The sequence below is a fragment of the Micromonospora sp. NPDC005220 genome, assembly GCF_040607895.1.
GTDB lineage: Bacteria > Actinomycetota > Actinomycetes > Mycobacteriales > Micromonosporaceae > Micromonospora.
Window position 1 is genome coordinate 44,705 of the sequence record NZ_JBEXHP010000024.1, and the last position, 24,232, is coordinate 68,936.

24 protein-coding genes are annotated in these 24,232 nt (G+C 72.3%); 22 read left to right on the forward strand and 2 right to left on the reverse strand.

The features are described from left to right. Positions 1-43: 43 nt before the first annotated feature. The 3 genes from ABZU52_RS13080 (at position 44) to ABZU52_RS13090 (ending at position 2,443) form a co-directional block, all read left to right on the forward strand. Positions 44-661: an acyltransferase gene (locus ABZU52_RS13080; protein WP_354971261.1), complete on the forward strand. Its 618-nt coding sequence runs from the start codon at positions 44-46 to the stop codon at positions 659-661. A gap of 100 nt (positions 662-761) precedes the next feature. Further along, positions 762-1,940 (forward strand): chorismate synthase, encoded by a 1,179-nt coding sequence (aroC, locus tag ABZU52_RS13085; RefSeq protein ID WP_354971262.1) that lies wholly within the window; start codon positions 762-764, stop codon positions 1,938-1,940. Then, a complete protein-coding gene (locus ABZU52_RS13090; protein WP_354971263.1) occupies positions 1,940-2,443 on the forward strand; it encodes a shikimate kinase in 504 nt (167 codons plus the stop codon). The genes aroC and ABZU52_RS13090 overlap by 1 nt, the downstream gene beginning before the upstream one ends. A gap of 106 nt (positions 2,444-2,549) precedes the next feature. On the opposite strand, the gene ABZU52_RS13095 is transcribed toward ABZU52_RS13090, so the two are convergent. Further along, entirely contained in the window at positions 2,550-3,278 is a 729-nt protein-coding gene (locus ABZU52_RS13095; protein WP_354971264.1) for an alpha/beta hydrolase, read from the reverse strand. Between the two features lie 80 nt (positions 3,279-3,358). Between ABZU52_RS13095 and ABZU52_RS13100 the strand changes: the two genes are divergently transcribed. The 5 genes from ABZU52_RS13100 (at position 3,359) to nusB (ending at position 6,947) form a co-directional block, all read left to right on the forward strand. Beyond that, positions 3,359-4,357, forward strand: coding sequence for a YafY family protein (locus ABZU52_RS13100; RefSeq protein WP_354971265.1), 999 nt, complete (start codon positions 3,359-3,361; stop codon positions 4,355-4,357). 10 nt (positions 4,358-4,367) lie between these two features. Further along, on the forward strand, positions 4,368-5,447 hold the full coding sequence (gene aroB, locus ABZU52_RS13105) for a 3-dehydroquinate synthase (RefSeq protein WP_354971266.1): 1,080 nt from the start codon (positions 4,368-4,370) through the stop codon (positions 5,445-5,447). After that, positions 5,444-5,869 (forward strand): type II 3-dehydroquinate dehydratase, encoded by a 426-nt coding sequence (aroQ, locus tag ABZU52_RS13110; RefSeq protein ID WP_354971267.1) that lies wholly within the window; start codon positions 5,444-5,446, stop codon positions 5,867-5,869. The genes aroB and aroQ overlap by 4 nt, the downstream gene beginning before the upstream one ends. Positions 5,870-5,955: 86 nt before the next feature. Continuing rightward, positions 5,956-6,513 (forward strand): elongation factor P, encoded by a 558-nt coding sequence (efp, locus tag ABZU52_RS13115; RefSeq protein WP_130400335.1) that lies wholly within the window; start codon positions 5,956-5,958, stop codon positions 6,511-6,513. Between the two features lie 23 nt (positions 6,514-6,536). Next, positions 6,537-6,947, forward strand: a complete 411-nt coding sequence (gene nusB / locus ABZU52_RS13120; protein ID WP_354971282.1) for a transcription antitermination factor NusB — start codon at positions 6,537-6,539, stop codon at positions 6,945-6,947. A gap of 73 nt (positions 6,948-7,020) precedes the next feature. Here the strand turns inward: nusB and ABZU52_RS13125 are convergent, their stop codons facing one another. Then, complete coding sequence (locus ABZU52_RS13125) at positions 7,021-7,509, reverse strand: transcriptional regulator (RefSeq protein WP_007458348.1); 489 nt, start codon at positions 7,507-7,509, stop codon at positions 7,021-7,023. A gap of 288 nt (positions 7,510-7,797) precedes the next feature. Here ABZU52_RS13125 and pyrR point away from each other — a divergent pair, with 288 nt between their 5' ends. The 14 genes from pyrR to ABZU52_RS13195 form a co-directional block, all read left to right on the forward strand. Then, positions 7,798-8,382 carry a bifunctional pyr operon transcriptional regulator/uracil phosphoribosyltransferase PyrR gene (pyrR, locus tag ABZU52_RS13130; RefSeq protein ID WP_354971268.1) on the forward strand — a complete coding sequence of 195 codons (585 nt, stop codon included), beginning with the start codon at positions 7,798-7,800 and terminating at the stop codon, positions 8,380-8,382. Beyond that, positions 8,379-9,305: an aspartate carbamoyltransferase catalytic subunit gene (locus ABZU52_RS13135; RefSeq protein ID WP_030335650.1), complete on the forward strand. Its 927-nt coding sequence runs from the start codon at positions 8,379-8,381 to the stop codon at positions 9,303-9,305. The genes pyrR and ABZU52_RS13135 overlap by 4 nt, the downstream gene beginning before the upstream one ends. Further along, the gene (locus ABZU52_RS13140; protein WP_354971269.1) at positions 9,302-10,579 is read left to right on the forward strand and encodes a dihydroorotase; all 1,278 of its coding nucleotides are present in this window, start codon (positions 9,302-9,304) and stop codon (positions 10,577-10,579) included. The genes ABZU52_RS13135 and ABZU52_RS13140 overlap by 4 nt, the downstream gene beginning before the upstream one ends. Continuing rightward, a complete protein-coding gene (gene carA / locus ABZU52_RS13145) occupies positions 10,579-11,772 on the forward strand; it encodes a glutamine-hydrolyzing carbamoyl-phosphate synthase small subunit (RefSeq protein WP_354971270.1) in 1,194 nt (397 codons plus the stop codon). Before ABZU52_RS13140 ends, carA begins: the two co-directional genes overlap by 1 nt. Beyond that, on the forward strand, positions 11,765-15,157 hold the full coding sequence (gene carB / locus ABZU52_RS13150; RefSeq protein WP_354971271.1) for a carbamoyl-phosphate synthase large subunit: 3,393 nt from the start codon (positions 11,765-11,767) through the stop codon (positions 15,155-15,157). Before carA ends, carB begins: the two co-directional genes overlap by 8 nt. Then, the gene (locus tag ABZU52_RS13155; protein WP_354971272.1) at positions 15,154-16,200 is read left to right on the forward strand and encodes a quinone-dependent dihydroorotate dehydrogenase; all 1,047 of its coding nucleotides are present in this window, start codon (positions 15,154-15,156) and stop codon (positions 16,198-16,200) included. Before carB ends, ABZU52_RS13155 begins: the two co-directional genes overlap by 4 nt. Before the next feature lie 383 nt (positions 16,201-16,583). Continuing rightward, positions 16,584-17,858: an adenosylmethionine--8-amino-7-oxononanoate transaminase gene (locus ABZU52_RS13160; protein WP_354971273.1), complete on the forward strand. Its 1,275-nt coding sequence runs from the start codon at positions 16,584-16,586 to the stop codon at positions 17,856-17,858. Positions 17,859-17,928: 70 nt separating this feature from the next. After that, positions 17,929-18,765, forward strand: a complete 837-nt coding sequence (pyrF, locus tag ABZU52_RS13165) for an orotidine-5'-phosphate decarboxylase (protein ID WP_354971274.1) — start codon at positions 17,929-17,931, stop codon at positions 18,763-18,765. A gap of 177 nt (positions 18,766-18,942) precedes the next feature. Next, positions 18,943-19,260, forward strand: coding sequence for an integration host factor, actinobacterial type (gene mihF / locus ABZU52_RS13170; RefSeq protein WP_030335662.1), 318 nt, complete (start codon positions 18,943-18,945; stop codon positions 19,258-19,260). A gap of 25 nt (positions 19,261-19,285) precedes the next feature. Then, positions 19,286-19,819 (forward strand): guanylate kinase, encoded by a 534-nt coding sequence (locus tag ABZU52_RS13175; RefSeq protein WP_354971275.1) that lies wholly within the window; start codon positions 19,286-19,288, stop codon positions 19,817-19,819. 64 nt (positions 19,820-19,883) lie between these two features. Next, positions 19,884-20,147, forward strand: a complete 264-nt coding sequence (rpoZ, locus tag ABZU52_RS13180) for a DNA-directed RNA polymerase subunit omega (RefSeq protein WP_030335666.1) — start codon at positions 19,884-19,886, stop codon at positions 20,145-20,147. A gap of 14 nt (positions 20,148-20,161) precedes the next feature. After that, positions 20,162-21,370, forward strand: a complete 1,209-nt coding sequence (gene coaBC / locus ABZU52_RS13185) for a bifunctional phosphopantothenoylcysteine decarboxylase/phosphopantothenate--cysteine ligase CoaBC (protein ID WP_354971276.1) — start codon at positions 20,162-20,164, stop codon at positions 21,368-21,370. 87 nt (positions 21,371-21,457) lie between these two features. Beyond that, positions 21,458-22,651: a methionine adenosyltransferase gene (gene metK, locus ABZU52_RS13190; RefSeq protein ID WP_354971277.1), complete on the forward strand. Its 1,194-nt coding sequence runs from the start codon at positions 21,458-21,460 to the stop codon at positions 22,649-22,651. A gap of 59 nt (positions 22,652-22,710) precedes the next feature. Further along, positions 22,711-24,232, forward strand: a 1,522-nt coding sequence (locus ABZU52_RS13195; protein WP_354971278.1) for a primosomal protein N', incomplete at its 3' end; no start/stop codon positions are given.

Below are 24,232 nucleotides of genomic sequence, written 5' to 3' on the forward strand. Positions count from 1 at the left end.
GTTCCTACAGTGATGGGCACCGAAACTCGCGACGAGGAACGAGATGACCGATTCTGTGGAGCCGCACCGGAGTGACGTGTTCGTCGCACCCGGCGCCGATGTCGACGCACGCGCGACGATCCAGCCGGGCACGAAGATCTGGCACCTCGCCCAGGTGCGGGAGAACGCCCGCCTCGGGTTCGACTGCGTGATCGGCCGGGGCGCCTATGTCGGACCGGGCGTACGCCTCGGCGACAACGTGAAGGTCCAGAACTACGGTCTCGTCTACGAGCCCGCCGTGCTGGGCGACGGCGTCTTCGTGGGGCCCGCGGCAGTGCTCACCAACGACGAGTACCCGCGGGCGGTGACGCCGGAGGGTCGACTGAAGGGCGATGACGACTGGACGGCGGTCGGGGTCATCGTGGGGGAGGGTGCGGCGATCGGCGCTCGTGCCGTCTGCGTGGCGCCCGTGACGATTGGCCGGTGGGCGTTGGTCGCCGCTGGCGCCGTCGTCACCACGGACGTGCCCGACTTCGCCCTCGTGGTTGGCGTCCCGGCTCGCCGGGTGGCCTGGGTGGGCCGTGCGGGCGAGCCGCTGACCGCCAAGGGCGACGGCCGGTTCGTCTGTCCGCGCACGGGCCGGGAGTACCGGGAGCTGGCGGGAGCGCTGACCGAGGTGTGAGTGCCGGATCTTGGGATCCCGTCGAGCTGGCGGTGTCCACCGGGCGGGACGCGGCGGGCAGCGTGTCCGGGCGGTGGCCGGCCGTGACAGACTGATCGCTGTGTTGCGCTGGTTGACTGCAGGTGAATCGCACGGTCCCGCCCTCGTCGCGATGTTGGACGGGGTGCCGGCCGGCATCGAGGTGACCACCACCGAGATCGCCGACGAGCTGGCCCGTCGGCGGCTGGGCTACGGCCGGGGTGCCCGGATGTCGTTCGAGCGCGACGAGGTCGAGCTGCTCGGCGGCCTGCGGCACGGCGTGACCCTGGGCAGCCCGGTGGCGATCCGGGTCGGCAACTCCGAGTGGCCGAAGTGGCAGACCGTGATGGCCGCCGACCCGGTCGACCCCGACGAGCTGGCCCGGCAGGCCCGCAACGCCCCGCTGACCCGTCCGCGGCCGGGCCACGCGGACCTGGCCGGCATGCAGAAGTACGGCCACACCGACGCCCGCCCGATCCTGGAACGCGCCAGCGCCCGGGAGACCGCCGCCCGGGTGGCCGTCGGCACCGTCGCCAAGGCGCTGATCCGGCAGGCGCTCGGCGTCGAGATCGTCTCGCACGTCGTCGAGCTGGGTCCGGTGGCCGCGAAGCCCGGGCTGCGCCCCACACCGTCGGACGCCGCCCGGATCGACGCCGACCCGCTGCGCTGCCTCGACCCGGAGGCCAGCGCCCTGATGGTCGCCGAGGTCGATGCCGCGAAGAAGGCCGCCGACACCCTGGGCGGCGTGGTCGAGGTGCTGGCGTACGGGGTGCCGCCGGGGTTGGGCAGCCACGTGCAGTGGGATCGCAAGCTCGACGCCCGGCTGGCCACCGCGCTGATGTCCATTCAGGCGATCAAGGGCGTGGAGATCGGCGACGGCTGGCAGCAGGCCCGGTCCCGCGGCTCCGAGGCGCACGACGAGATCATCCCGTCGGCCACCGGCGTCCGCCGGGTCACCGACCGGGCCGGCGGGCTGGAGGGTGGCATCACCACCGGTGAGCCGCTGCGGGTGCGCGCCGCGATGAAGCCGATCTCCTCGCTGAACCGGGCGCTCTCCACTGTGGACGTCACCACCGGCGAGCCGGCGACCGCGATCAACCAGCGCTCCGACGTCTGCGCGGTGCCCGCCGCGGCGGTGGTCGCCGAGGCGATGGTGGCGCTGGTGCTCGCCGAGGCGGCCACCGAGAAGTTCGGCGGAGACTCGGTCGCCGAGATCCGCCGCAACCTGGCCGGCTACCTCGACGCGCTGGTCATCCGCTGATGGCACCGGTCGTCGTGCTGGTCGGCGCGCCTGGCTGCGGCAAGACCACCGTCGGGCGCGCGCTCGCCGCCGGGCTCGGCGTGGAGTTCCGCGACACCGACACCGACATCGAGCAGATGGCCGGAAAGCCGATCCCGGAGATCTTCATCGACGAGGGTGAGGCGCACTTCCGTACCTTGGAACGGGCCGCCGTGGCCGCCGCGCTGGCCGCCGGCACGGGCGTGCTCGCCCTCGGCGGCGGCGCGGTGCTGGCCGAGGAGACCCGGGCGGCGCTGATCGGCCACCGGGTGGTGCACCTCTCGGTCGAGCTGCCCGACGCGGTGAAGCGGGTCGGGCTCGGCGCTGGTCGGCCGCTGCTGGCGATCAACCCACGGGCCACCCTCAAGCACCTGCTGGATCAGCGCCGGCCGCTCTACGCCGAGGTGGCCACCGAGACCGTGGTCACCGACGGCCGCACCCCGGCGCAGGTCGTCGCCGAGATCGCCGCCCTACTCCCACGCTGACGCACCCCCCGGCCCCGCCGACCTTGCACTTGCTGTCCCGACGAAGGGGGCCTCGCCCCGCATTTCGGCAACCGGAACTGCAAGATCGGCGCAGCGGGGATGGGCCTCAGCCGTGGGCGATCAGGTCGAGGATGTCGGCCAGAGCCTTCGGCTCGCTGAGCATCGGCCAGTGCCCGGTGGGCAGTTCGTGCAGCTCGCCGTCGGCCAGGCCGGTGAAGAACGGGTGCTGCTCCCTGATCATCTGCCGCACCACGCCGAGCGGGAAGGTGCTGGCGACCAGCGCGGTCGGCACCGGACGCCCACCGGTGCGTCGGACCGGGTCGGTGGCGGCCCGCAGCGGCTGCGGGGTGGCCCGCTCGCGTAGCAGCGCGAGCGTCGGCTCGTCCAGGCCGGCCAGGTTGGTCGGGTCGACGGCCGGGTCCCAGGCCGGCGGCGGCAGCAGGTGCCCGGTGCCGATCGCGGCGCGCAGCCGCTGCTGCTCCTCCGGCGGCACCGTGTCGAACTGCGCCGTGCCGTCCGGCAGCGGCCCACTCTCCACGTAGACGATCCGGGCGATCCGGTCCGGAACGCGGTCCGCCGCCTGGGCGGCCGGCATCCCGCCGCCGGAGTGCCCGACCAGCAGTACGTCGCGCAGGTCCTCGACCTCGATCAGCCGGACGATGTCGGTGGTGTGCGTGTCCAGGCTGACCTGCGGCCCGGCGAGGTGGTCGCGTTCGGCCACCCCGGTCAGTGTCATCGGGTAGACCTCGTGGCCCTGCGACCGCAGAACCACTGTCACCTCCCGCCACGCCCAGGCGCCCAGCCAGAATCCCGGTACCAGTACGAATGTCGCCATCTGTCGCTCCCTTTCCTCGGTTACCGACAGACCGTACGATCGAATCCGGACAGGATCCGCCCGCTTTGAAGGAGTGGCCCGTGTCACATCCCGCGGGGCGGGTGCTGGCCCTACTCGAACTGCTGCAGACCCGGCACCGGTCGACCGCCGCCGAACTCGCCGGCCAACTCGGGGTGGACGAGCGGACCATGCGCCGGTACGCGAGCACGCTTGTCGAGCTGGGCATCCCCGTCACCGCCGACCGGGGCCGCTACGGCGGCTACCGACTGCACTCCGGTTACAAGCTGCCGCCGCTGATGCTCACCGACGACGAGGCGGTGGCCGTGCTGCTCGGCCTGGTCGTCGCCGAACGGGTCGGGCTCGGCACCGAGCAACCGGCCACCGCCACCGCGCTGGCGAAGATCCGCCGGGTGCTGCCGGCGGCGCTCGCCGACCGGCTCGCCGCCGTCCAGGAGCACCTCGGCTTCACCCTGCGTCGCCCGGAGCCGGAGCGCGGACCGGCGTCGGGCACCCTGCTCGCCCTGGCCTCGGCCACCCGGCACCGGCAGCGGGTGGCACTGGACTACCGCTCCTGGCGGGGCGAGCAGTCACACCGCGAGCTCGACCCGTACGGGCTGGTCTTCCACGCCGGCCGTTGGTACGTCACCGGCCACGACCACCGGCGCGGGGAGGTCCGCACCTTCCGACTGGACCGGATCGGCGCGGTGACACCCGGCGCGGCGACGTTCACCGTGCCGGACGGCTTCGACGCGGTGGCCTGGGTGACCCGGTCGCTGGCCGGCGTGCCGTATCCGCACGAGGTGCAGGTCGTGCTGGAGACGGATCTGGTCGCCGCCCGCCGCCGCATCCCGCCCAGCGTCGCCGAGTTGACCGCCACCACCGACGGGGTGCTGCTGCGGGCCCGGGTGGAGAGCCTGCCCGGCATGGCCGCGCTGCTCGCCGGGCTGGGCTGCCCGTTCACCGTGCGATCTCCGGACGCGCTCCGTGCCGCGGTGGCCGAGCACGCCCGCCGGTTGGCGGACTGGGCCGCCCGGCCACCAGGTGGACAGCCGCCGTCGCCGCGCCGCCCGCTGGACTAGGCTGCCGGCGATGGACGAGGTGACCCGGATTCCGGTCGGCGGCGAGCGGCCGTACGACGTCTTGGTGGGACGTGACCTGCTGGCTGCGCTGCCTGGCCTGCTGCCCGGCGCGACCCGGGTGGCGGTGCTGCACGCGCCTCCGCTCAAGGCCCTCGCGGACGCGCTCGGTGAGCGCCTGCGCGCCGCCGGCGTCGAGCCACTACCGATCGAGGTGCCCGACGCCGAGTCGGGCAAGCAGATCGACGTCGCCGCCACCTGCTGGGACCGGCTCGGCGCGGCGGGCTTCACCCGTACCGACGCGGTGGTCGGGGTGGGCGGCGGCGCGGTGACCGACCTGGCCGGCTTCGTCGCGGCCTGCTGGTTGCGGGGGGTGCGCTGGGTGCCGGTGGCGACCTCGCTGCTGGGCATGGTCGACGCGGCGGTGGGCGGCAAGACGGGCATCAACACGGCCGCCGGCAAGAACCTGGTGGGCGCGTTCCACCCGCCAGTCGGGGTGTTGGCCGACCTGGCCACCCTGGACAGCCTGCCCGCCGTCGACCTGGCGGCCGGGTTGGCCGAGGTGGTCAAGTGCGGGTTCATCGCCGACCCCGTGATCCTGGATCTCGTCGAGCGTGACCCCGCGGCGGCCACCGACCCCCGGGGGCCGGTGAGCCGGGAGCTGATCGAGCGGGCGATCCGGGTCAAGGCCGACGTGGTCGCCGGCGACCTGCGCGAGTCGGGCCTGCGGGAGGTGCTCAACTACGGTCACACCCTGGCCCACGCCATCGAGCAGAACGAGGGCTACCGCTGGCGGCACGGCCACGCCGTCGCCGTCGGTCTGGTGTACGCGGCCACGCTGGCCCGCCTCGCCGGCCGACTGGACGCCCCGACCGCCGACCGGCACCGGAGCGTCCTGACCGCGCTCGGCCTGCCGGTCAGCTACCCGGCCGAGGCCTGGCCCCGGCTGCTGGCAACGATGCGGGTGGACAAGAAGGCCCGGGGCGCTCGGCTGCGCTTCGTGGTGCTGGACGGGCTGGCCCGCCCGGCGATGCTGGAGGGCCCGGACGACGCGTTGCTGGAGGCCGCGTACCGGGAGGTGGCAACCCAGTGAAGGTCTACGTCTTGAACGGGCCGAACCTGGGTCGGCTGGGCACCCGCGAGCCCGACGTGTACGGCGCGACCAGCTACGCGGACCTGGTGGCGCTCTGCGAGAGCACCGGTCGGGAGCTGGGGCTGGAGGTGACGGTCCGGCAGACCGACGCGGAGCACGAGCTGCTCGCGTGGCTGCACACGGCGGCCGACGAGGGCGCCGCGGTGGTGCTCAACCCGGCCGCCTGGTCGCACTACTCGTACGCGGTGCGGGACGCCTGCGCCATGCTGCGGGGGCCGCTGGTGGAGGTGCACATCTCCAACATCCACACCCGGGAGGAGTTCCGGCACCACTCGGTGGTGTCGGCGGTGGCGACCGGTGTGATTTGCGGTCTGGGCATTGACGGCTATCGTCTCGCTCTGCACCATCTGGCCACCCGCTGAGCGCCCGCCCCGAGCGGGGAACGGGCGATTCGACGCAGCTAGTAGACTCGTAGGGTCTGTCCGCCAATTGATGATCAAGGCAGGAAATGGCCTCCACCAACGACCTCAAAAACGGCCTGGTACTCAACCTGGACGGCGAGCTCTGGTCCGTCGTCGAGTTCCAGCACGTCAAGCCCGGTAAGGGTGGTGCCTTCGTGCGCACCACGCTGAAGAACGTGCTGTCCGGGAAGGTGGTCGACAAGACCTTCAACGCGGGCACCAAGGTCGAAACCGCGACCGTTGACAAGCGCACGATGCAGTACCTGTACGCCGACGGCGAGGACTTCGTCTTCATGGATCTGGAGACCTTCGACCAGATCACCGTGCCCGGTGGCACCGTCGGTGAGGCAGCCAACTACCTGCTGCCCGAGGCGGAGGCGACCGTCGCCCAGCACGAGGGTGTGCCGCTCTACATCGAGCTGCCCACCAGCGTCGTGCTGGAGGTCACCTACACCGAGCCCGGCCTGCAGGGCGACCGTTCGACCGGCGGCACCAAGCCGGCGACCGTGGAGACCGGCGCCACCGTGCCGGTCCCGCTGTTCATCACCACCGGCGAGAAGATCAAGGTCGACACCCGCGACGGCCGTTACCTCGGCCGCGCCTGATGGCTGAGGGTGCCAAGCAGCAGATGCCGGCGCGCCGCAAGGCGCGCAAGCGGGCGCTGGATGTCCTCTACGAGGCCGACCTACGGGACAAGCCTCCGGTAGAGGTGCTCGCCGGCTACCTCCAGCGGATCGAGCAGCCCCGACCGGAGCATCTGGGTTACGCGGTGGGCCTGGTCGAAGGGGTCGCCGAGCACCTCAACCGGATCGACGAGCTGATCGCCAGCTACGCCGAGGGGTGGACCCTGGAGCGGATGCCGGTCGTCGACCGTAACCTGGCCCGGATCGCCGTCTACGAGTTGCTCTACGTCGACGAGATCGACGACGCGGTGGCGATCAGCGAGGCCGTGGAGCTGGCCCGACAGATGTCGACAGACGATTCGCCGCGCTTCCTCAACGGAGTGCTCGGCCGGATCGCCGAGTACGCCACCCGCTGAGCGTCCGCACCGAACGCCGTACCGCGAAAGGGCCCGTGCCAACCGGCACGGGCCCTTTCGGTGAAGCGGTAGATCAGGAGGCGAAGAACGCCCGCGGGTCGGCCACCAGCACACCGTGCTCGGTGAGACGCTCGATCAGGCCCGACGGTGAGGCGTCGTAGACGATCGCGAGCGCCCGCAGGTCGTCGGCGCGGATGGAGAGCACCCGGCCGTTGTAGTCGCCGCGCTGCTGCTGGATGGCGCGGGCGTAGCGGGCGACGTAGGCCAGGTCCTCGGAGGCCTCGTCGTAGAGCCGCTCCAGGTCCAGAACAATCTTGCTGGTGGGCTCGTGACGGACGCCACTGCCGTCAGGCAGCAGCTCGGAGACGGGTACGCGGTAGAACTCGGCCAACTCGGCCAGCCGGGACACGGTCACGGCCCGGTCGCCACGCTCGTACGAGCCGACCACCACGGCCTTCCACCGCCCGTTCGACTTCTCCTCCACACCCTGCAGGGAGAGACCCTGCTGCTGGCGGATGGAGCGCAGGCGGGCGCCCAGAGACTTGGCGTATTCAGAGGGCATTCGGACACTCCCAGTGCTGCTCGGGGTTCTCCCGTCGATCGCTACGGAGCGTGACGGTACGGGGAATGCGACACCTGGTCAAGTGGTCGTGACCCTACCGTTGGGGAGCGTCCGGGAAGTTATCCCCTTTTCCGGCGCCTGATCCATTGGTCAGCGGCCGCCGTCCATCGGCCCGGTGACCACTGGTAACGTGGCGGAAGCCCCGGCCCAGGTCTGCTGAACGGTCCGGCCGGAGGTGCCCGACATCCTTTAACGACCCGTCCCGTGAGGCGGGGAAGGAGGTCCGCCGTGGCATACCCACCGGCTGCCCGCTCGTCACCACCGCGACAACCCTCGGTGAAGGTGATCCTCGCCAGCGCCGACGTGCAACGCGTGGTCGACCGCATCGCCCATCAGATCCTGGAGAAGACCCAGGGCGCCGAGAACACGGTGCTGCTGGGGATTCCCACCCGGGGCACCCCCCTCGCCCGGCGGCTCGCCGACCGGATCAGCACCTTCGAGGACGTCGCCGTACCGGTCGGTGTGCTCGACATCACTCTGTACCGCGACGACCTCCGTCGGCACGCCACCCGCGCGGTGGGCCCGACCGAGCTGCCGTCCGGCGGGATCGACGGCAAACGGGTCATCCTGGTCGACGACGTGCTCTTCTCCGGCCGCACCGTCCGGGCCGCGCTCGACGCGCTCAACGACGTGGGCCGCCCGGCGTCGGTGCAACTCGCCGTTCTGGTCGATCGGGGCCACCGGGAGCTGCCGATCCGCGCCGACTACGTCGGCAAGAACATCCCGACGTCGCTCGCCGAGAGCGTCAAGGTGACGCTCGCCGAGATCGACGGTACGGACGAGGTCAAGCTCTACGGGGGAACCCAGTCGTGATCAAGCATCTGCTCTCCGGTGGGGACCTGGACGCCGACACCGCCACCGAGATCCTGGACACCGCCGCCGAGATGGCCACGGTCGCCGGCCGGGAGATCAAGAAGCTGCCCGCGCTGCGGGGACGGACCGTGGTGAACCTCTTCTACGAGGACTCCACGCGTACCCGGATCTCCTTCGAGGCGGCGGCGAAGCGGCTCAGCGCCGACGTGATCAACTTTTCCGCGAAGGGGTCCAGCGTCACCAAGGGCGAGAGCCTGAAGGACACCGCCCTGACGCTCCAGGCCATGGGCGCCGACGCGGTGGTCGTCCGGCACCCCGCCTCGGGCGCCCCGCACCGGCTGGCCAACTGGGTCGACGGGTCGGTGGTCAACGCCGGCGACGGCACCCACGAGCACCCCACCCAGGCGCTGCTCGACGCGTACACCATGCGGGCCCGGCTGGGCCGGCTCGCCGGCCTGTCGGTCGCGGTGGTCGGGGACGTGCTGCACTCCCGGGTCGCCCGCTCCAACGTGCTGTTGCTCTCCACCCTCGGCGCCAAGGTCACCCTGGTCGGCCCGCCGACCCTCATCCCGGTCGACATCGCGGGCGCCCTCGCCCCCGGCACCGATGTCTCCTACGACCTCGACTCCGTCCTGCCGAACGTGGACGTGGTGATGATGCTGCGTGTGCAGCGGGAACGGATGAACGACTCCTACTTCCCCTCCGCGCGCGAGTACGCCCGCCGCTACGGGCTGGACGGGCCGCGGATGCGCCGGCTGCCCGAACACGCGATCGTCATGCACCCCGGCCCGATGAACCGGGGGATGGAGATCACCCCCGAGGTCGCCGACTCACCCCGCTCCACGATCGTCGAACAGGTCACCAACGGAGTCTCCGTCCGGATGGCTGTTCTGTACCTGCTGCTCGGAGGGAACAACCGGTGACCGCGTACCTCATCACCAGCGTGAGCATCGTCGGCGCCGCGCCGACCGACCTGCTGATCCGCGACGGCGTCGTCGCCGAGGTCGCCACGGGGCTGTCCGCGCCGGACGCCACCGTCATCGACGGCACCGGCCTGGTCGCCCTGCCCGGTCTGGTCGACCTGCACACCCACCTGCGCGAACCCGGCCGGGAGGACGCCGAGACCGTCGAGTCCGGTTCCCGGGCGGCGGCGCTGGGTGGCTACACGGCGGTCTGCGCGATGGCCAACACGTCGCCGGTCGCGGACACCGCGGGCGTGGTCGAGCAGGTCTGGCGGCTCGGCCGGGAAGCCAGCCTGGTCGACGTGCAGCCGATCGGCGCGGTCACCGTCGGGCTGGCCGGCGAGCGGCTGGCCGAGCTGGGCGCGATGGCCGACTCGGCGGCCCGGGTGCGGATCTTCTCCGACGACGGGCACTGCGTCGCCGACCCGTTGCTGATGCGCCGAGCCCTGGAGTACGTCAAGGCGTTCGACGGGATCATCGCCCAGCACGCCGAGGAGCCCCGGCTCACCGAGGGCGCCCAGATGCACGAGGGCGAGGTCTCCACCCGGCTCGGCCTGATCGGCTGGCCGGCCGTCGCCGAGGAGGCGATCATCGCCCGGGACGTGCTGCTCGCCGAGCACGTGGGCAGCCGACTGCACGTCTGCCACGTCTCCACCGCCGGCAGCGTCGAGGTGCTGCGCCAGGCAAAGGCCCGCGGGGTACGCGTGACCGCCGAGGTGACCCCGCACCACCTGCTGCTCACCGACGAGCGAGCGGAAACCTACGACCCGGTCTTCAAGGTGAACCCACCGCTGCGCACCGCCGCGGACATCACCGCGTTGCGCGCCGCCCTCGCCGACGGGGTGATCGACGTGATCGCCACCGACCACGCCCCGCACGCCGTGGAGGACAAGGAGTGCGAGTGGGCGTACGCCCGGCCGGGGATGCTCGGCCTGGAGACGGCCCTCTCCATCGCGCTCGACGTGCTCGGCCCCGAGTGGGACCTGATCGCCGAGCGGATGTCGCGCACCCCCGCCCGGATCGCCGGCCTCACCGGGCACGGCGTCGACCCCGCGCCGGGTGTGCCGGCCAACCTGACAGTGATCGACCCGGCCGCCCGCCGCACCATCGAGCCGGCGGAGATGGCCAGTCGCAGTCGCAACACCCCGTACGCCCGCATGACGCTGCCAGGTCGCATCGTGGCGACCTTCCTGCGCGGCGAGCCGACGGTCCTGGACGGAAAGGCGGTCAAGTAATGGTCAAGCGCAGACCCGCAATCCTGGTGCTGGAGGACGGGCGCACGTTCCCCGGCGAGGCGTACGGCAGTGTCGGGGAGACCTTCGGCGAGGCGGTCTTCACCACCGGTATGACCGGTTACCAGGAGACTCTGACCGACCCGTCGTACCACCGTCAGGTGGTCGTGCAGACCGCGCCACACATCGGCAACACCGGCGTCAACGGCGAGGACGACGAGTCCGGTCGGATCTGGGTCGCCGGCTACGTCGTCCGTGACCCGGCCCGGATCGGCTCCAACTGGCGGGCCACCGGTTCTCTGGAGGACCGCCTCGCCACCGAGGGCGTGGTGGGCATCAGCGGGGTGGACACCCGGGCGCTGACCCGGCACCTGCGCGAGCGCGGCGCCATGCGGGTGGGCATCTCCAGCGTCGACAACGACCCGCAGAGCCTGCTGGCCCGGGTCCGCCAGGCGCCGCAGATGGTCGGCGCGGACCTGTCCGCCGAGGTGAGCACCCCCCAGCCGTACGTCGTCGAGGCCCTGGGCGAGCACCGGTTCACCGTGGCCGCCCTGGACCTGGGCATCAAGCGCAACGTGCCGCGTCGGCTGGCCACCCGCGGGGTGACCACCCACGTGCTGCCGGCGTCGTCGAGCATCGAGCAGATGCTCGCCACCGGCGCCGACGCGATCTTCCTGTCGCCCGGTCCGGGCGACCCCGCCACCGCCGACGCCCCGGTGGAGCTGGCCCGGGAGGCGCTGCGCCGGGAGGTGCCGCTGTTCGGCATCTGCTTCGGCAGCCAGATCCTCGGTCGGGCGCTCGGCTTCGGCACCTACAAGCTGGGCTACGGCCACCGGGGCATCAACCAGCCGGTGCTCGACCGGGTCACCGGCAAGGTCGAGGTGACCAGCCACAACCACGGCTTCGCGGTCCAGGTGCCCGGTGCTGGCGTCGGCGCGGTCGTCCCCGACCAGGTGATCGACACCGACTTCGGTGGCGTACGGGTGTCGCACGTCTGCCTCAATGACAACGTGGTCGAGGGGCTGCGAGCCGTGGACCTGCCCGCCTTCACCGTTCAGTACCACCCGGAGGCGGCGGCCGGCCCGCACGACGCGGACTACCTCTTCGACCGATTCGCCGAGCTGATCGAGGGCCGTGCCCTCGACCGGCGGCCCAGTGAGGGCCGGACCCACAGCAAGGGGCGCAGCAATGCCTAAGCGGACCGATCTCCAGCACATCCTCGTGATCGGCTCCGGGCCGATCGTCATCGGGCAGGCCTGCGAGTTCGACTACTCCGGCACCCAGGCCTGCCGGGTCCTGCGCAGCGAGGGGATCCGGGTCAGCCTGGTCAACTCCAACCCGGCGACGATCATGACGGACCCGGAGTTCGCCGACGCGACCTACGTCGAGCCGATCACCCCGGAGTTCGTGGAGCTGGTCATCGCCAAGGAGCGCCCGGACGCGATCCTCGCGACCCTCGGCGGGCAGACCGCGCTGAACACGGCCGTCGCCCTGCACGAGGCCGGTGTGCTGGAGAAGTACGGCGTGGAGCTGATCGGCGCGAACATCGACGCCATCAACCGGGGCGAGGACCGGCAGCTGTTCAAGGAGATCGTGGCGAAGGCCGGCGTACGCCTCGGCATCGAGGACCCGACCGGGCTGGTGCCCCGCTCGCGGGTCTGCCACTCGATGGACGAGGTCGAGGCGACAGTCGCCGAGCTGGGCCTGCCGGTGGTGATCCGGCCGTCGTTCACCATGGGTGGCCTGGGCTCCGGCATGGCGCACACCCCGGAGGACCTGGCCCGCATCGCCGGTGACGGCCTGGCCGCCAGCCCGGTGCACGAGGTGCTCATCGAGGAGAGCGTGCTCGGCTGGAAGGAGTACGAGCTTGAGCTGATGCGCGACCGGCACGACAACGTGGTGGTGGTCTGCTCGATCGAGAACATCGACCCGATGGGTGTGCACACCGGCGACAGCGTCACCGTGGCCCCGGCCATGACGCTCACCGACCGGGAGTACCAGCACCTTCGTGACCTGGGCATCGCCGTGCTGCGCGAGGTCGGGGTGGACACCGGCGGCTGCAACATCCAGTTCGCGGTCAACCCGGTCGATGGCCGGATCGTCGTGATCGAGATGAACCCCCGGGTGTCGCGGTCCTCGGCGCTGGCCTCCAAGGCGACCGGCTTCCCGATCGCGAAGATCGCCGCGAAGCTGGCCATCGGCTACACGCTCGACGAGATCCCCAACGACATCACCCTGAAGACCCCGGCGGCGTTCGAGCCGTCGCTCGACTACGTGGTGGTGAAGATCCCCCGGTTCGCGTTCGAGAAGTTCCCCGGCGCGGACCCGGAGCTGACCACCACGATGAAGTCGGTGGGCGAGGCGATGAGCCTCGGGCGTAACTTCACCGAGGCGCTGAACAAGGCGATGCGCTCGATGGAGACCCGATCATCTGGTTTCTGGACCACTCCGGACCCAGCGGATGTCACTCTGGCGGACACTCTCGCCGCGCTGCGGATCCCGCACGACGGCCGGCTGTACACGGTGGAGCGGGCGCTGCGGCTCGGCGCGTCGATCGCCGAGGTCGCCGAGGCGTCCGGCGGGATCGACCCGTGGTTCCTGGACCAGATCGCCGCGCTGATCGAGCTGCGCGCTGAGATCGTCGACGCGCCGGTGCTCGACGCCGACCTGCTGCGCCGCGCCAAGCGGGCCGGTCTGTCCGACCGGCAGCTCGCCGCGCTGCGCCCGGAGTTGGCCGCCGAGGACGGCGTACGGACCCTGCGGCACCGACTCGACGTGCGCCCGGTCTACAAGACCGTGGACACCTGCGCGGCCGAGTTCGAGGCGACCACGCCGTACCACTACTCGACGTACGACCTGGAGACCGAGGTCGTGCCCTCGGACCGGCCCAAGGTGCTGATCCTGGGCTCCGGCCCGAACCGGATCGGGCAGGGCATCGAGTTCGACTACTCCTGCGTGCACGCGGTACAAGCGCTGCGAAGCGCGCCGATCGGTGCAGCCGCTGCGTCCGGTTCCGGTGCCGCAGGCACCGGTTACGAGACCGTCATGGTCAACTGCAACCCGGAGACGGTCTCCACCGACTACGACACCGCCGACCGGCTCTACTTCGAACCACTGACCTTCGAGGACGTGCTGGAGGTCTGGCACGCCGAGGACTCGTCCGGCCGGGCGGCCGGCGGGCCGGGCGTGGTCGGGGTGGTCGTCCAGCTCGGCGGGCAGACCCCGCTGGGGCTGGCGCAGCGGCTCAAGAACGCCGGTGTGCCGATCGTCGGCACCTCCCCGGAGTCGATCCACCTGGCCGAGGAGCGGGGCGCGTTCGGCGCGTTGCTGGCCCGCGCCGGGCTGCGCGCGCCGGCGCACGGCATGGCCACCTCGTACGACGAGGCCAAGACGATCGCCGACGAGATCGGCTACCCGGTGCTGGTCCGGCCGTCGTACGTGCTGGGCGGCCGGGGCATGGAGATCGTCTACGACGACCCGACGCTGCGCGACTACATCGGCCGGGCCACCGACATCTCGCCGGACCACCCGGTGCTGGTGGACCGGTTCCTCGACGACGCCATCGAGATCGACGTGGACGCGCTCTGCGACGCCGACGGTGAGGTCTACATCGGCGGCGTGATGGAGCACATCGAGGAGGCCGGCATCCACTCCGGCGACTCGTCCTGCGCGCTGCCGCCGATCACCCTCGCGGGGTCGCACCTGGCCGAGGTCCGCCGCTACACCGAGGCCATCGCCCGTGGCGTCGGCGTCCGCGGCCTGCTCAACGTGCAGTACGCGCTGAAGGACGACGTGCTCTACGTGCTGGAGGCCAACCCGCGCGCGTCGCGGACCGTCCCGTTCGTCTCCAAGGCCACGGCGGTGCCGCTGGCCAAGGCGGCCGCCCGGATCGCGCTCGGCGCGACCATCGCCGAGCTGCGCGCCGAGGGCCTGCTGCCCGCGACCGGGGACGGCGGCACGATGCCCGCCGACGCGCCGATCGCGGTCAAGGAGGCGGTGCTGCCGTTCAAGCGCTTCCGGACCCGCGCGGGCAAGGGGATCGACTCGCTGCTCGGGCCGGAGATGAAGTCGACCGGCGAGGTGATGGGCATCGACACCAACTTCGGGCACGCCTTCGCCAAGAGCCAGTCGGCCGCGTACGGGTCGCTGCCGACCGCCGGGAAGATCTTCGTCTCGGTGGCCAACCGGGACAAGCGCGGCATGATCTTCCCGATCAAGCGGCTGGCCGACCTGGGCTTCGAGATCGTCGCCACCGCCGGCACCGCCGAGGTGCTGCGCCGGCACGGCATCGCCTGCGAGCAGATCCGGAAGCACTACCAGGCCGGTGAGGGCGACGATGCGGTGTCGCTGATCCTTCGTGGCGACGTCGCGCTCGTGATCAACACGCCGCAGGGCTCGGGCGCGAGTGCCCGCTCCGACGGTTACGAGATCCGCAGCGCGGCCGTCACCGCGGACATCCCCTGCATCACCACGGTCCCCGGCGCGGCGGCGGCGGTGATGGGCATCGAGGCCCGTATCCGCGGTGACATGCAGGTCCGCCCTCTGCAGGATTTGCACGCCATCCTGCGGGCGGCCCAGTGACGCTGTTCGAGCGGGTTGTTCGGCCGTGGTTGTTCCGGCTGGGGGGCGGGGACGCCGAGGCGGCGCACGAGTGGACGCTGCGGCGGTTGACCGCCCTGTCGCGGCGACCGGCCGCGCTCGCCGCGTTGCGGGCCCGGTACGCGGTCGACGCGCCGCGCACGGTGTTCGGGGTGCGGTTCCCCAACCCGGTCGGGTTGGCCGCCGGCATGGACAAGGACGGCGCGGCGCTGCCGGCCTGGCCGGCGCTCGGCTTCGGTTTCGTCGAGGTCGGCACGGTCACCGCGCACGCCCAGCCGGGCAACCCCCGGCCGCGGCTGTTCCGGCTGCCGGCCAGCGAGGCGGTGGTCAACCGGATGGGCTTCAACAACGCCGGGGCCGCCGCGTTGGCCGCCCGGCTGGCGGCGCTGCCGCGCCCGCTCGGGGTGCCGCTGGGCATCTCGCTGGGCAAGTCGAAGGTGACCCCGCTGGACGAGGCGGTCGAGGACTACCTCGCCTCGTACCGGGCGTTGCGGGGGCACGGTGACTACTTCGCGGTGAACGTGTCCTCACCGAACACCCCGGGCCTGCGGTCGTTGCAGGACAAGGCCCACCTGGACGCCCTGCTCGGCGCGCTGGTGGGGGAGAAGCCGGTGCTGGTCAAGATCGCACCAGATTTGACCGAGGCGGCGATCGCCGAGCTGCTGGAGGTCTGCCTGGCCCGGGGCGCCGCCGGGGTGATCGCCACCAACACCACCCTGTCCCGGGACGGGCTGGCCAGCGGTGACGTCGAGCGTGGCGCGCAGGCCGGCGGGCTCTCCGGTCGGCCGCTTACCGGGCGGGCCCGCGACGTGGTCGCCTTCGTCCACCGGGAGACCGGCGGCCGGCTGCCGATCATCGGCGTCGGCGGGGTGCTGGATCCGGACGACGCGGCGCGGATGTTCGATGCCGGAGCCGCCCTGGTGCAGCTCTACACCGGCTTCATCTACCGGGGCCCGGCCCTGGTCCGCGCCGCCGCCCGGGCGGCGGCCACGACTGCGGCGCCGGACCCGGTCGCCGGCCGGTGACCATCCCCGGCGCGTTGCCGGCCCGGCCCGACCGGCGCCGAGCCAGCAACGCGCCGGGGAGCCCATCGCCACTGCCGCCGCCTTTGCTCTGCACCCCCCGGTGCGCCACCCGGATGCCCGGGGTCGCACGCCCGGGGCCGGGTGCCCGTGGCCGGATGCCCCGGGGTCGGACGCCTCGGGGTCGGACGCCTCGGGGTCGGACGCCGGGGGTCGGACGCCGGGGGTCGGACGCCCCGGGGCCGGACGCCCCTGGGTCGCGCGCCCCGGGGTCGCACGCCCGGTGGCGCATCCACGGGTGCAGAGCAAAGGCGGGCGAAGAAGTCATTCGACCCGGCCGCCGGACGGCCACGGTCCGGACCGTTCGTGCCTGGAATGGAGTACGCGTGACACCCGAGGAGATTCTGGCCGCGGACCGGGCCCACGTCTGGCACCCGTACGCCGCGCTGCCGCCGGCAAGCGGGCCGTACCTGGTGCAGAGCGCCGAGGGGGTACGGCTGCGGCTGGCCGACGGGCGGGAGCTGGTGGACGGGATGTCGTCCTGGTGGGCGGCGATCCACGGGTACCGGCACCCGGTGCTGGACGCGGCGGTGACCGACCAGCTCGGCCGGATGAGCCACGTGATGTTCGGTGGGCTCACCCACGAGCCGGCGGTGCAGCTCGCCCGGACACTTGTCGAGCTGACCCCGGACGGCTTGGAGCACGTGTTCCTGGCCGACTCCGGCTCGGTCAGCGTCGAGGTGGCGGTGAAGATGTGCCTGCAGTACCAGCGGGCCGTCGGGCGGCCGCAGCGGCGCCGGCTGGCGACCTGGCGGGGTGGCTACCACGGCGACACGTTCCATCCGATGAGCGTCTGCGACCCGGAGGGCGGCATGCACCACCTCTGGGGAGACGTGCTGCCCCGGCAGGTGTTCGCCCCGGTGCCGCCGGGCGGCTTCACCGACCCGCCCGACGACGCGTACGTGGCGGCGTTGGTGGAGACGGTCGAGCGGTACGCCGACGAGTTGGCCGCGGTGATCGTCGAGCCCGTCGTGCAGGGCGCCGGCGGGATGCGCTTCCACCACCCGGGCTATCTGCGGGTGCTGCGCGAGGTGACCCGCGCGCACGGAATTCTGCTGATCTTCGACGAGATCGCCACCGGGTTCGGCCGCACCGGGCGAATGTTCGCGGCCGAGCACGCCGGGGTGACGCCGGACGTGCTGTGCGTGGGCAAGGCGCTGACCGGCGGCTACCTGACCCTCGCGGCGACCCTGTGCACCCCGGAGGTCGCCCGGGGCATCTCGGCGACCGGTGTGCTGGCGCACGGGCCCACGTTCATGGGCAACCCGCTGGCCTGCGCGGTGGCGAACGCCTCCATCGGGCTGCTGCGGGCCGGAGACTGGGCCGGGCAGGTCGCCAGGGTCGGCGCCGGCCTGCGCGCCGGCCTGGAGCCGCTGCGCGGCACGCCGGGCGTGGCCGACGTACGGGTGCTCGGCGCGATCGGCGTGGTCCAGCTCGATCACGAGGTCGACCTCGCCGCGGCGACCGCGGCCGCTGTCGACCAGGGGGTGTGGCTGCGTCCGTTCCGCGACCTGATCTACACGATGCCGCCGTACGTCACCGACGACGTCGACCTGGCCCGGATCGCGACCGGGGTGGCGGCGGCGGTGGCGGCCGGCTGAGTCGGCCCGGTCACCGGGTCGATGGTTACCCGGGCGGGGCAGCCGCCCGGACGAGATGAGGGGAAGACGGATGGAGAGCTTCGGTACCCGGCTACACCGGGCGATCACCGAGCGGGGCCCACTCTGTGTGGGCATCGACCCGCATCCCGGTTTGCTGGCCCAATGGGGCCTCCCGGACGACGTTGAGGGGCTCGACCGGTTCAGCCGGACCGTCGTGGAAGCCCTCGGTGACCGGGTTGCGGTAGTCAAGCCTCAGTCGGCCTTTTTCGAGCGGTTCGGATCCCGAGGTATGGCGATTCTTGAGTCAACTATCCGACAGTTACGGGATGCTGGCTCGCTCGTTCTGCTGGACGTCAAGCGCGGCGACATCGGCTCGACGGTGAGCGCGTACGCCGCCGCGTACCTTGATCCATCCAGCCCCATGTATGTCGACGCGGTCACCGCGAGCCCGTACCTCGGGGTCGGTTCGCTGGCGCCGATGTTCGAACTGGCCGCCGAGCACGGCGGCGGGGTGTTCGTGCTGGCCCTCACCTCCAACCCCGAGGGCGCGGCCGTGCAGCGGGCCGTCACGGCCGACGGCCGCACCGTGGCGCAGACCGTGATCGACGAGATTTCGCAGCTCAACAGGGGTGCATCGCCGCTCGGGAGCTTCGGTCTGGTGGTGGGGGCGACCATCGGTGACACCGGTCACGACCTCTCCGGTGTGGGTGGCCCACTGCTCGCTCCGGGGCTCGGTGCGCAGGGTGCCGGGGCAGCCGATCTGCGTACCGTCTTCGGTTCGAGCCTCGCCTCGGTGCTCCCGTCGTACTCCCGGGAAGTGCTCTCGGCCGGCCCCGACGTGACCGCGCTGCGGGCCGCCGCGGACCGCGTGCTGGTCGACTGCCGGGCCGTTCTGCCTGCCCGGTGACTGACTGACGGGTCGGTCACTCTACGGTGATCATGCGGCCCCACGTTGCCGAAAGCTCCGTTGGCCGCTAGTTTTCCCCGCGCTGGGAACCATGGACCCCTTGGTTCACAGCGACACCACGTTTCACAGATGCGGCGGTGCGCCCCGCCCGCCGCGATAGGGACCTGAGGAGAACTGGTGCCGCTCCCGTCACTGACCCCCGAACAACGCGCTGCCGCGCTCGAGAAGGCCGCGGAGATCCGCAAGGCCCGTGCTCAGCTGAAGGAGCAGCTCAAGCAGGGCAAGACCACCCTCGGTGCTGTCCTCGAGCGGGCCGAGAGCGACGACGTCGTCGGCAAGCTCAAGGTGTCGGCCGTCCTGCAGGCCATGCCGGGCATCGGCAAGATCCGGGCTACCCAGATCATGGAGAAGCTCAAGATCGCCGACAGCCGTCGCCTCCGTGGCCTCGGCGAGCAGCAGCGCAAGGCACTGCTTGGAGAGTTCGCCGCCAACTGAACCTGGCAGCGTGTAGAAACAAGCAGTGAGCACGGATGACGAGGCGCGCCCGGCGGCTCGGCTCACTGTCCTGGCCGGACCTTCGGGTTCCGGCAGGGAGAGTGTCGTCGAGCTCGTCCGGGCGCGTTCTCCGTCCGTGTGGATCCCGGTTGCGGCAACCACCAGGCCGCGCCGGGAGGCGGAGATCGACGGGGTGGATCGCGTCTTCCTCGCCCCCGCCGAGTTCGATCGGTGGATCGTCGACGGCGAGCTGTTGGAGTGGTCCCGGATCGGCTCACACCGCCGGGGCACCCCGTACCCACCGCTGCGGGCCCGACTCGACGCCGGACAGCCGGTGCTGCTCCCGCTCGACCTGCGCGGCGCCACAGTGGTCCGGGCCCGCCTTCCCGATGCCCGGCTGGTGCTGCTGAGCCCACCCGGGTACCTGCCCGCCGCCACGGTGGCCGCCACCGTCGAGCACACGCTGACCCACGACCACACCGAACGGGTGGTCGACGAGCTGGTAGGCTTACTCGGTTCTTCTTATCCGGATCCGGCCTGGTCGCGCGTGCGTGGCTGACGGTCGGCCGCCGTTGAGACTCAGCACCGCGTCCGCGCGGCTCGAAAGACGCAGAGGTTAATTCGTGGGATCCATCGCCAACCCCGAAGGCATCACCAACCCGCCGATCGACGAGCTCCTCGAGAAGACGACGTCGAAGTACGCGCTGGTCATCTTCGCCGCCAAGCGCGCGCGCCAGGTCAACGCCTACTACAGCCAGCTCGGTGAGGGTCTGCTGGAGTACGTCGGTCCGCTCGTCGAGACCACCCCGCAGGAGAAGCCCCTCTCGATCGCCATGCGCGAGATCAACTCGGGCCTGCTCACCGCCGAGCCGACCGACCAGCCGTAACCCCCCGCTGGCCGATGTCCGCCTCGATCGTCCTCGGGGTCGGTGGCGGCATCGCCGCCTACAAGGCGTGCGAGCTGCTGCGACTCTTCACCGAATCGGGTCACCGGGTTCGGGTCGTGCCAACCGCGTCGGCGCTCCGCTTCGTTGGGGCGCCGACCTGGGCCGCGCTCTCCGGTCAACCGGTCGCCGACGACGTCTGGACCGACGTGCACGAGGTGCCACACGTCCGGCTCGGTAAGCAGGCCGACCTGGTGGTGGTCGCGCCGACCACCACCGACCTGCTCGCCAAGGCCGCGCACGGCCTCGCCGACGACCTGCTGACCAACACCCTGCTGACCGCCCGCTGCCCGGTCCTGCTGGCCCCGGCCATGCACACCGAGATGTGGGAGCACCCCGCCACCGTGGCCAACGTCGCCACGCTGCGCTCCCGGGGTGTACGGGTCATCGAGCCCGCCGTCGGCCGGCTCACCGGCGCCGACACCGGCAAGGGCCGGCTGCCCGACCCGGCGGAGATCTTCGCCGTCGCCGCTCGGTTGCTGGCCCGCGGCGACTCCGCCCCCGCCGACCTGACCGGCCGCCGGGTGGTCGTCACCGCCGGTGGCACCCGCGAGCCGCTGGACCCGGTGCGCTTCCTGGGCAACCGGTCGTCGGGCAAGCAGGGGTACGCGTTCGCCCGCGCGGCGGTCGCCCGGGGTGCCCGGGTCACACTGATCGCGGCCAACGTCGGCCTCGCCGACCCGGCCGGGGTCGACCTGATCCGGGTGGGCAGCACCGCCGAGCTGCGGGAGGCGACAGTCAAGGCCGCCGACGAGGCCGACGCGGTGGTGATGGCGGCGGCTCCGGCCGATTTCCGGCCCGCGACGTACGCGCCTGGCAAAATCAAGAAGTCGGACGACGGTGTCGCGCCCACCATCGAGCTCGTCACGAACCCGGACATCGCGGCGGAGCTCGGCCAGCGCAAACGACCGGAGCAGGTGCTGGTGGTGTTCGCCGCCGAAACCGGCGATGCCGAGGCCAACGGCCGGGCGAAACTCGCCCGGAAGCGGGCCGACCTGATCGTGGTCAACGAGGTTGGTCCGGACCTGGTCTTCGGCGCCGACACCAACACGGTGACGGTCATCGGCGCGGACGGTTCGGTCAGCCGGCTGCCCGAGCAGGCCAAGGAGGCGGTGGCCGACGCTGTCTGGGATCTCGTCGTGGCGCGGCTGCCCGGCCGCTCCTGACGGGTGGAACAGGGCGCGACCGGGCCCGACACCGACCGCAGTGATGATTAGACTGCCGCGGAACGACCTCACACGCTTAGGAGTGCCGTGACACGCCGTCTCTTCACGTCCGAATCGGTCACGGAAGGCCACCCGGACAAGATCGCTGACCAGATCAGCGATGGCATCCTCGACGCGCTGCTGGCCGAGGACCCGCACAGCCGCGTAGCGGTGGAGACCATGATCACCACCGGTCAGGTGCACATCGCCGGTGAGGTGACCACCAAGGCGTACGCCGACATCCCGACGATCGTCCGCCGGACCATCCTCGACATCGGCTACGACTCGTCGAAGAAGGGCTTCGACGGCGCCTCCTGCGGGGTCAGCGTCTCCATCGGCGCGCAGTCCGAGGACATCGCGCAGGGTGTGGACAACGCCTTCGAGCTGCGGACCGGCGCGTCGGAGAGCGCACTGGACGCGCAGGGCGCCGGCGACCAGGGCATGATGTTCGGCTTCGCCTGCTCGGAGACGCCCGAGTTGATGCCGCTGCCGATCGCGCTCGCCCACCGGCTGGCCCGCCGCCTCTCGGCGGTGCGCAAGGACGGCACGATCCCTTACCTGCGGCCGGACGGCAAGACCCAGGTCACCATCGAGTACGAGGGGCTGCGCCCGGTCCGGCTGAACACCGTGGTCGTGTCCAGCCAGCACGCCGCCGACATCTCGCTGGACTCACTGCTCACCCCGGACGTGCGCGACCACGTGATCGCCCCGGAGCTGGAGAGCCTCGGTCTGGACACCGACGGCTACCGGCTGCTGGTCAACCCGACCGGCCGGTTCGAGATCGGCGGCCCGATGGGTGACGCCGGGCTGACCGGCCGCAAGATCATCGTCGACACCTACGGCGGGTACGCCCGGCACGGTGGCGGCGCGTTCTCCGGCAAGGACCCGTCCAAGGTGGACCGCTCGGCCGCGTACGCGATGCGCTGGGTGGCCAAGAACGTGGTCGCCGCCGGTCTGGCCGAGCGGTGCGAGGCGCAGGTCGCCTACGCCATCGGCAAGGCGCACCCGGTGAGCCTGTTCATCGAGACGTTCGGCACCGAGACGGTGCCTGTCTCCTCGATCGAGAAGGCCGTCGCCGAGGTGTTCGACCTGCGTCCGGCCGCGATCATCCGGGACCTCAACCTGCTCCGCCCGATCTACCAGCAGACCGCCGCGTACGGCCACTTCGGCCGGGAGCTGCCGGACCTGACCTGGGAGAGCACCGACCGGGCCGCCGACCTCAAGTCGGCCGCGGGAGCCTGACCGCCACCAAGCGCAGCGACCGGCGACCCGCGGATGGGTCGCCGGTCGCGCGCGTCTGCGTGGATGTCGGGCTGGCGCACCTGGACCGGCCCTTCGACTACCTGGTGCCGGCGGAGCTGGACGAGGTGGCGGTGCCCGGTACCCGGGTGAAGGTGCGCTTCGCCGGGCAACTCGTCGACGGGTGGTTGCTGTCGCGCTCCGACGACTCCGGGCACACCGGCCGCCTCGCGTACCTGGAGAAGGTGGTCTCGCCGGAGCCGGTGCTGGCCCCGGAGATCGCCCGGCTGGCCCGGGCGGTCGCCGACCGGTACGCGGGCAGCCTCGCCGACGTGCTGCGGCTCGCCGTGCCACCCCGGCACGCGCGGGTGGAGAAGGAGCCCCGCGACGACCAGCCCGCCCCGGCGGCCCCCATCGAGGCGGCCCCCATAGAGGCGGCCCCCACCGAGGCGGTCGACCCGCGCGGGTGGCGCGACTATCCGACCGGCCCGGCCCTGCTGCGAGCGCTCGCCGACGGCCGAGCGCCCCGCGCGGTCTGGTCGGCGCTGCCCGGTGAGGACTGGGCGGCCCGCTACGCCGACGCGGTGGCGGCCACCGTCGCCGGTGGGCGTGGCGCGGTGGTCGTGGTGCCCGACGCGCGTGACCTCGACCGCCTGGACGCCGCGCTCACCGGCGTGCTCGGCCCGGGGCGACACGTCAGTCTCTCCGCCGCGCTCGGCCCGGCCCGGCGTTACCGGGCGTTCCTCGCGGCCCGCCGTGAACAGGTGCCGGTGGTCATCGGCACCCGGGCGGCGATGTTCGCCCCGGTGGCCCGGCTCGGCCTCGTCGCCATCTGGGACGACGGCGACGACCTGCACTCCGAGCCCCGGGCGCCCTACCCGCACGCCCGCGACGTGCTGCTCACCCGCGCCCACCTCGCCGAGGCGGGGGCGCTCGTTGGCGGGTACGCCCGGACGGCCGAGGCGCAGCTGCTGGTGGAGACCGGTTGGGCCGCGGAGGTGGTCGCCGACCGGAGCACCCTGCGGGCGCGGATCCCGGCCATCGCGCCGACCGGTGACGACCCGCAACTGGCCCGGGACCCCGGGGCCGCCACCGCCCGGCTGCCCAGCCTGGCCTGGACGGCCGCCCGGGACGCGCTCCGGCAGGACCTGCCGGTGCTGGTGCAGGTGCCCCGACGCGGCTACCTGCCGTCGGTCTCCTGCGCCGAGTGCCGCACCCCGGCCCGCTGCGTGAACTGTGCCGGCCCGCTCGCGCTGCCCTCGGCGGGCGGCACCCCGGCCTGCCGGTGGTGTGCCCGGGTGGCGGCCGCGTACGCCTGCCCGGAGTGCGGTGGGCGGCGGCTGCGGGCCGCGGTGACCGGCGCTCGGCGGACCGCCGAGGAGTTGGGCCGGGCGTTCCCCGGTGTGACGGTGCGCACCTCGGGGCGCGAGGAGGTGCTCACCGACGTGCCCGGCGGCGCGGCCCTGGTGGTGGCCACCCCGGGCGCCGAGCCGGTCGCCGAGGGCGGCTACGGCGCGGTGCTGCTGCTCGACTCGTGGGCCCTGCTGACCCGGGCCGACCTGCGCGCCGGCGAGGAGGCGCTGC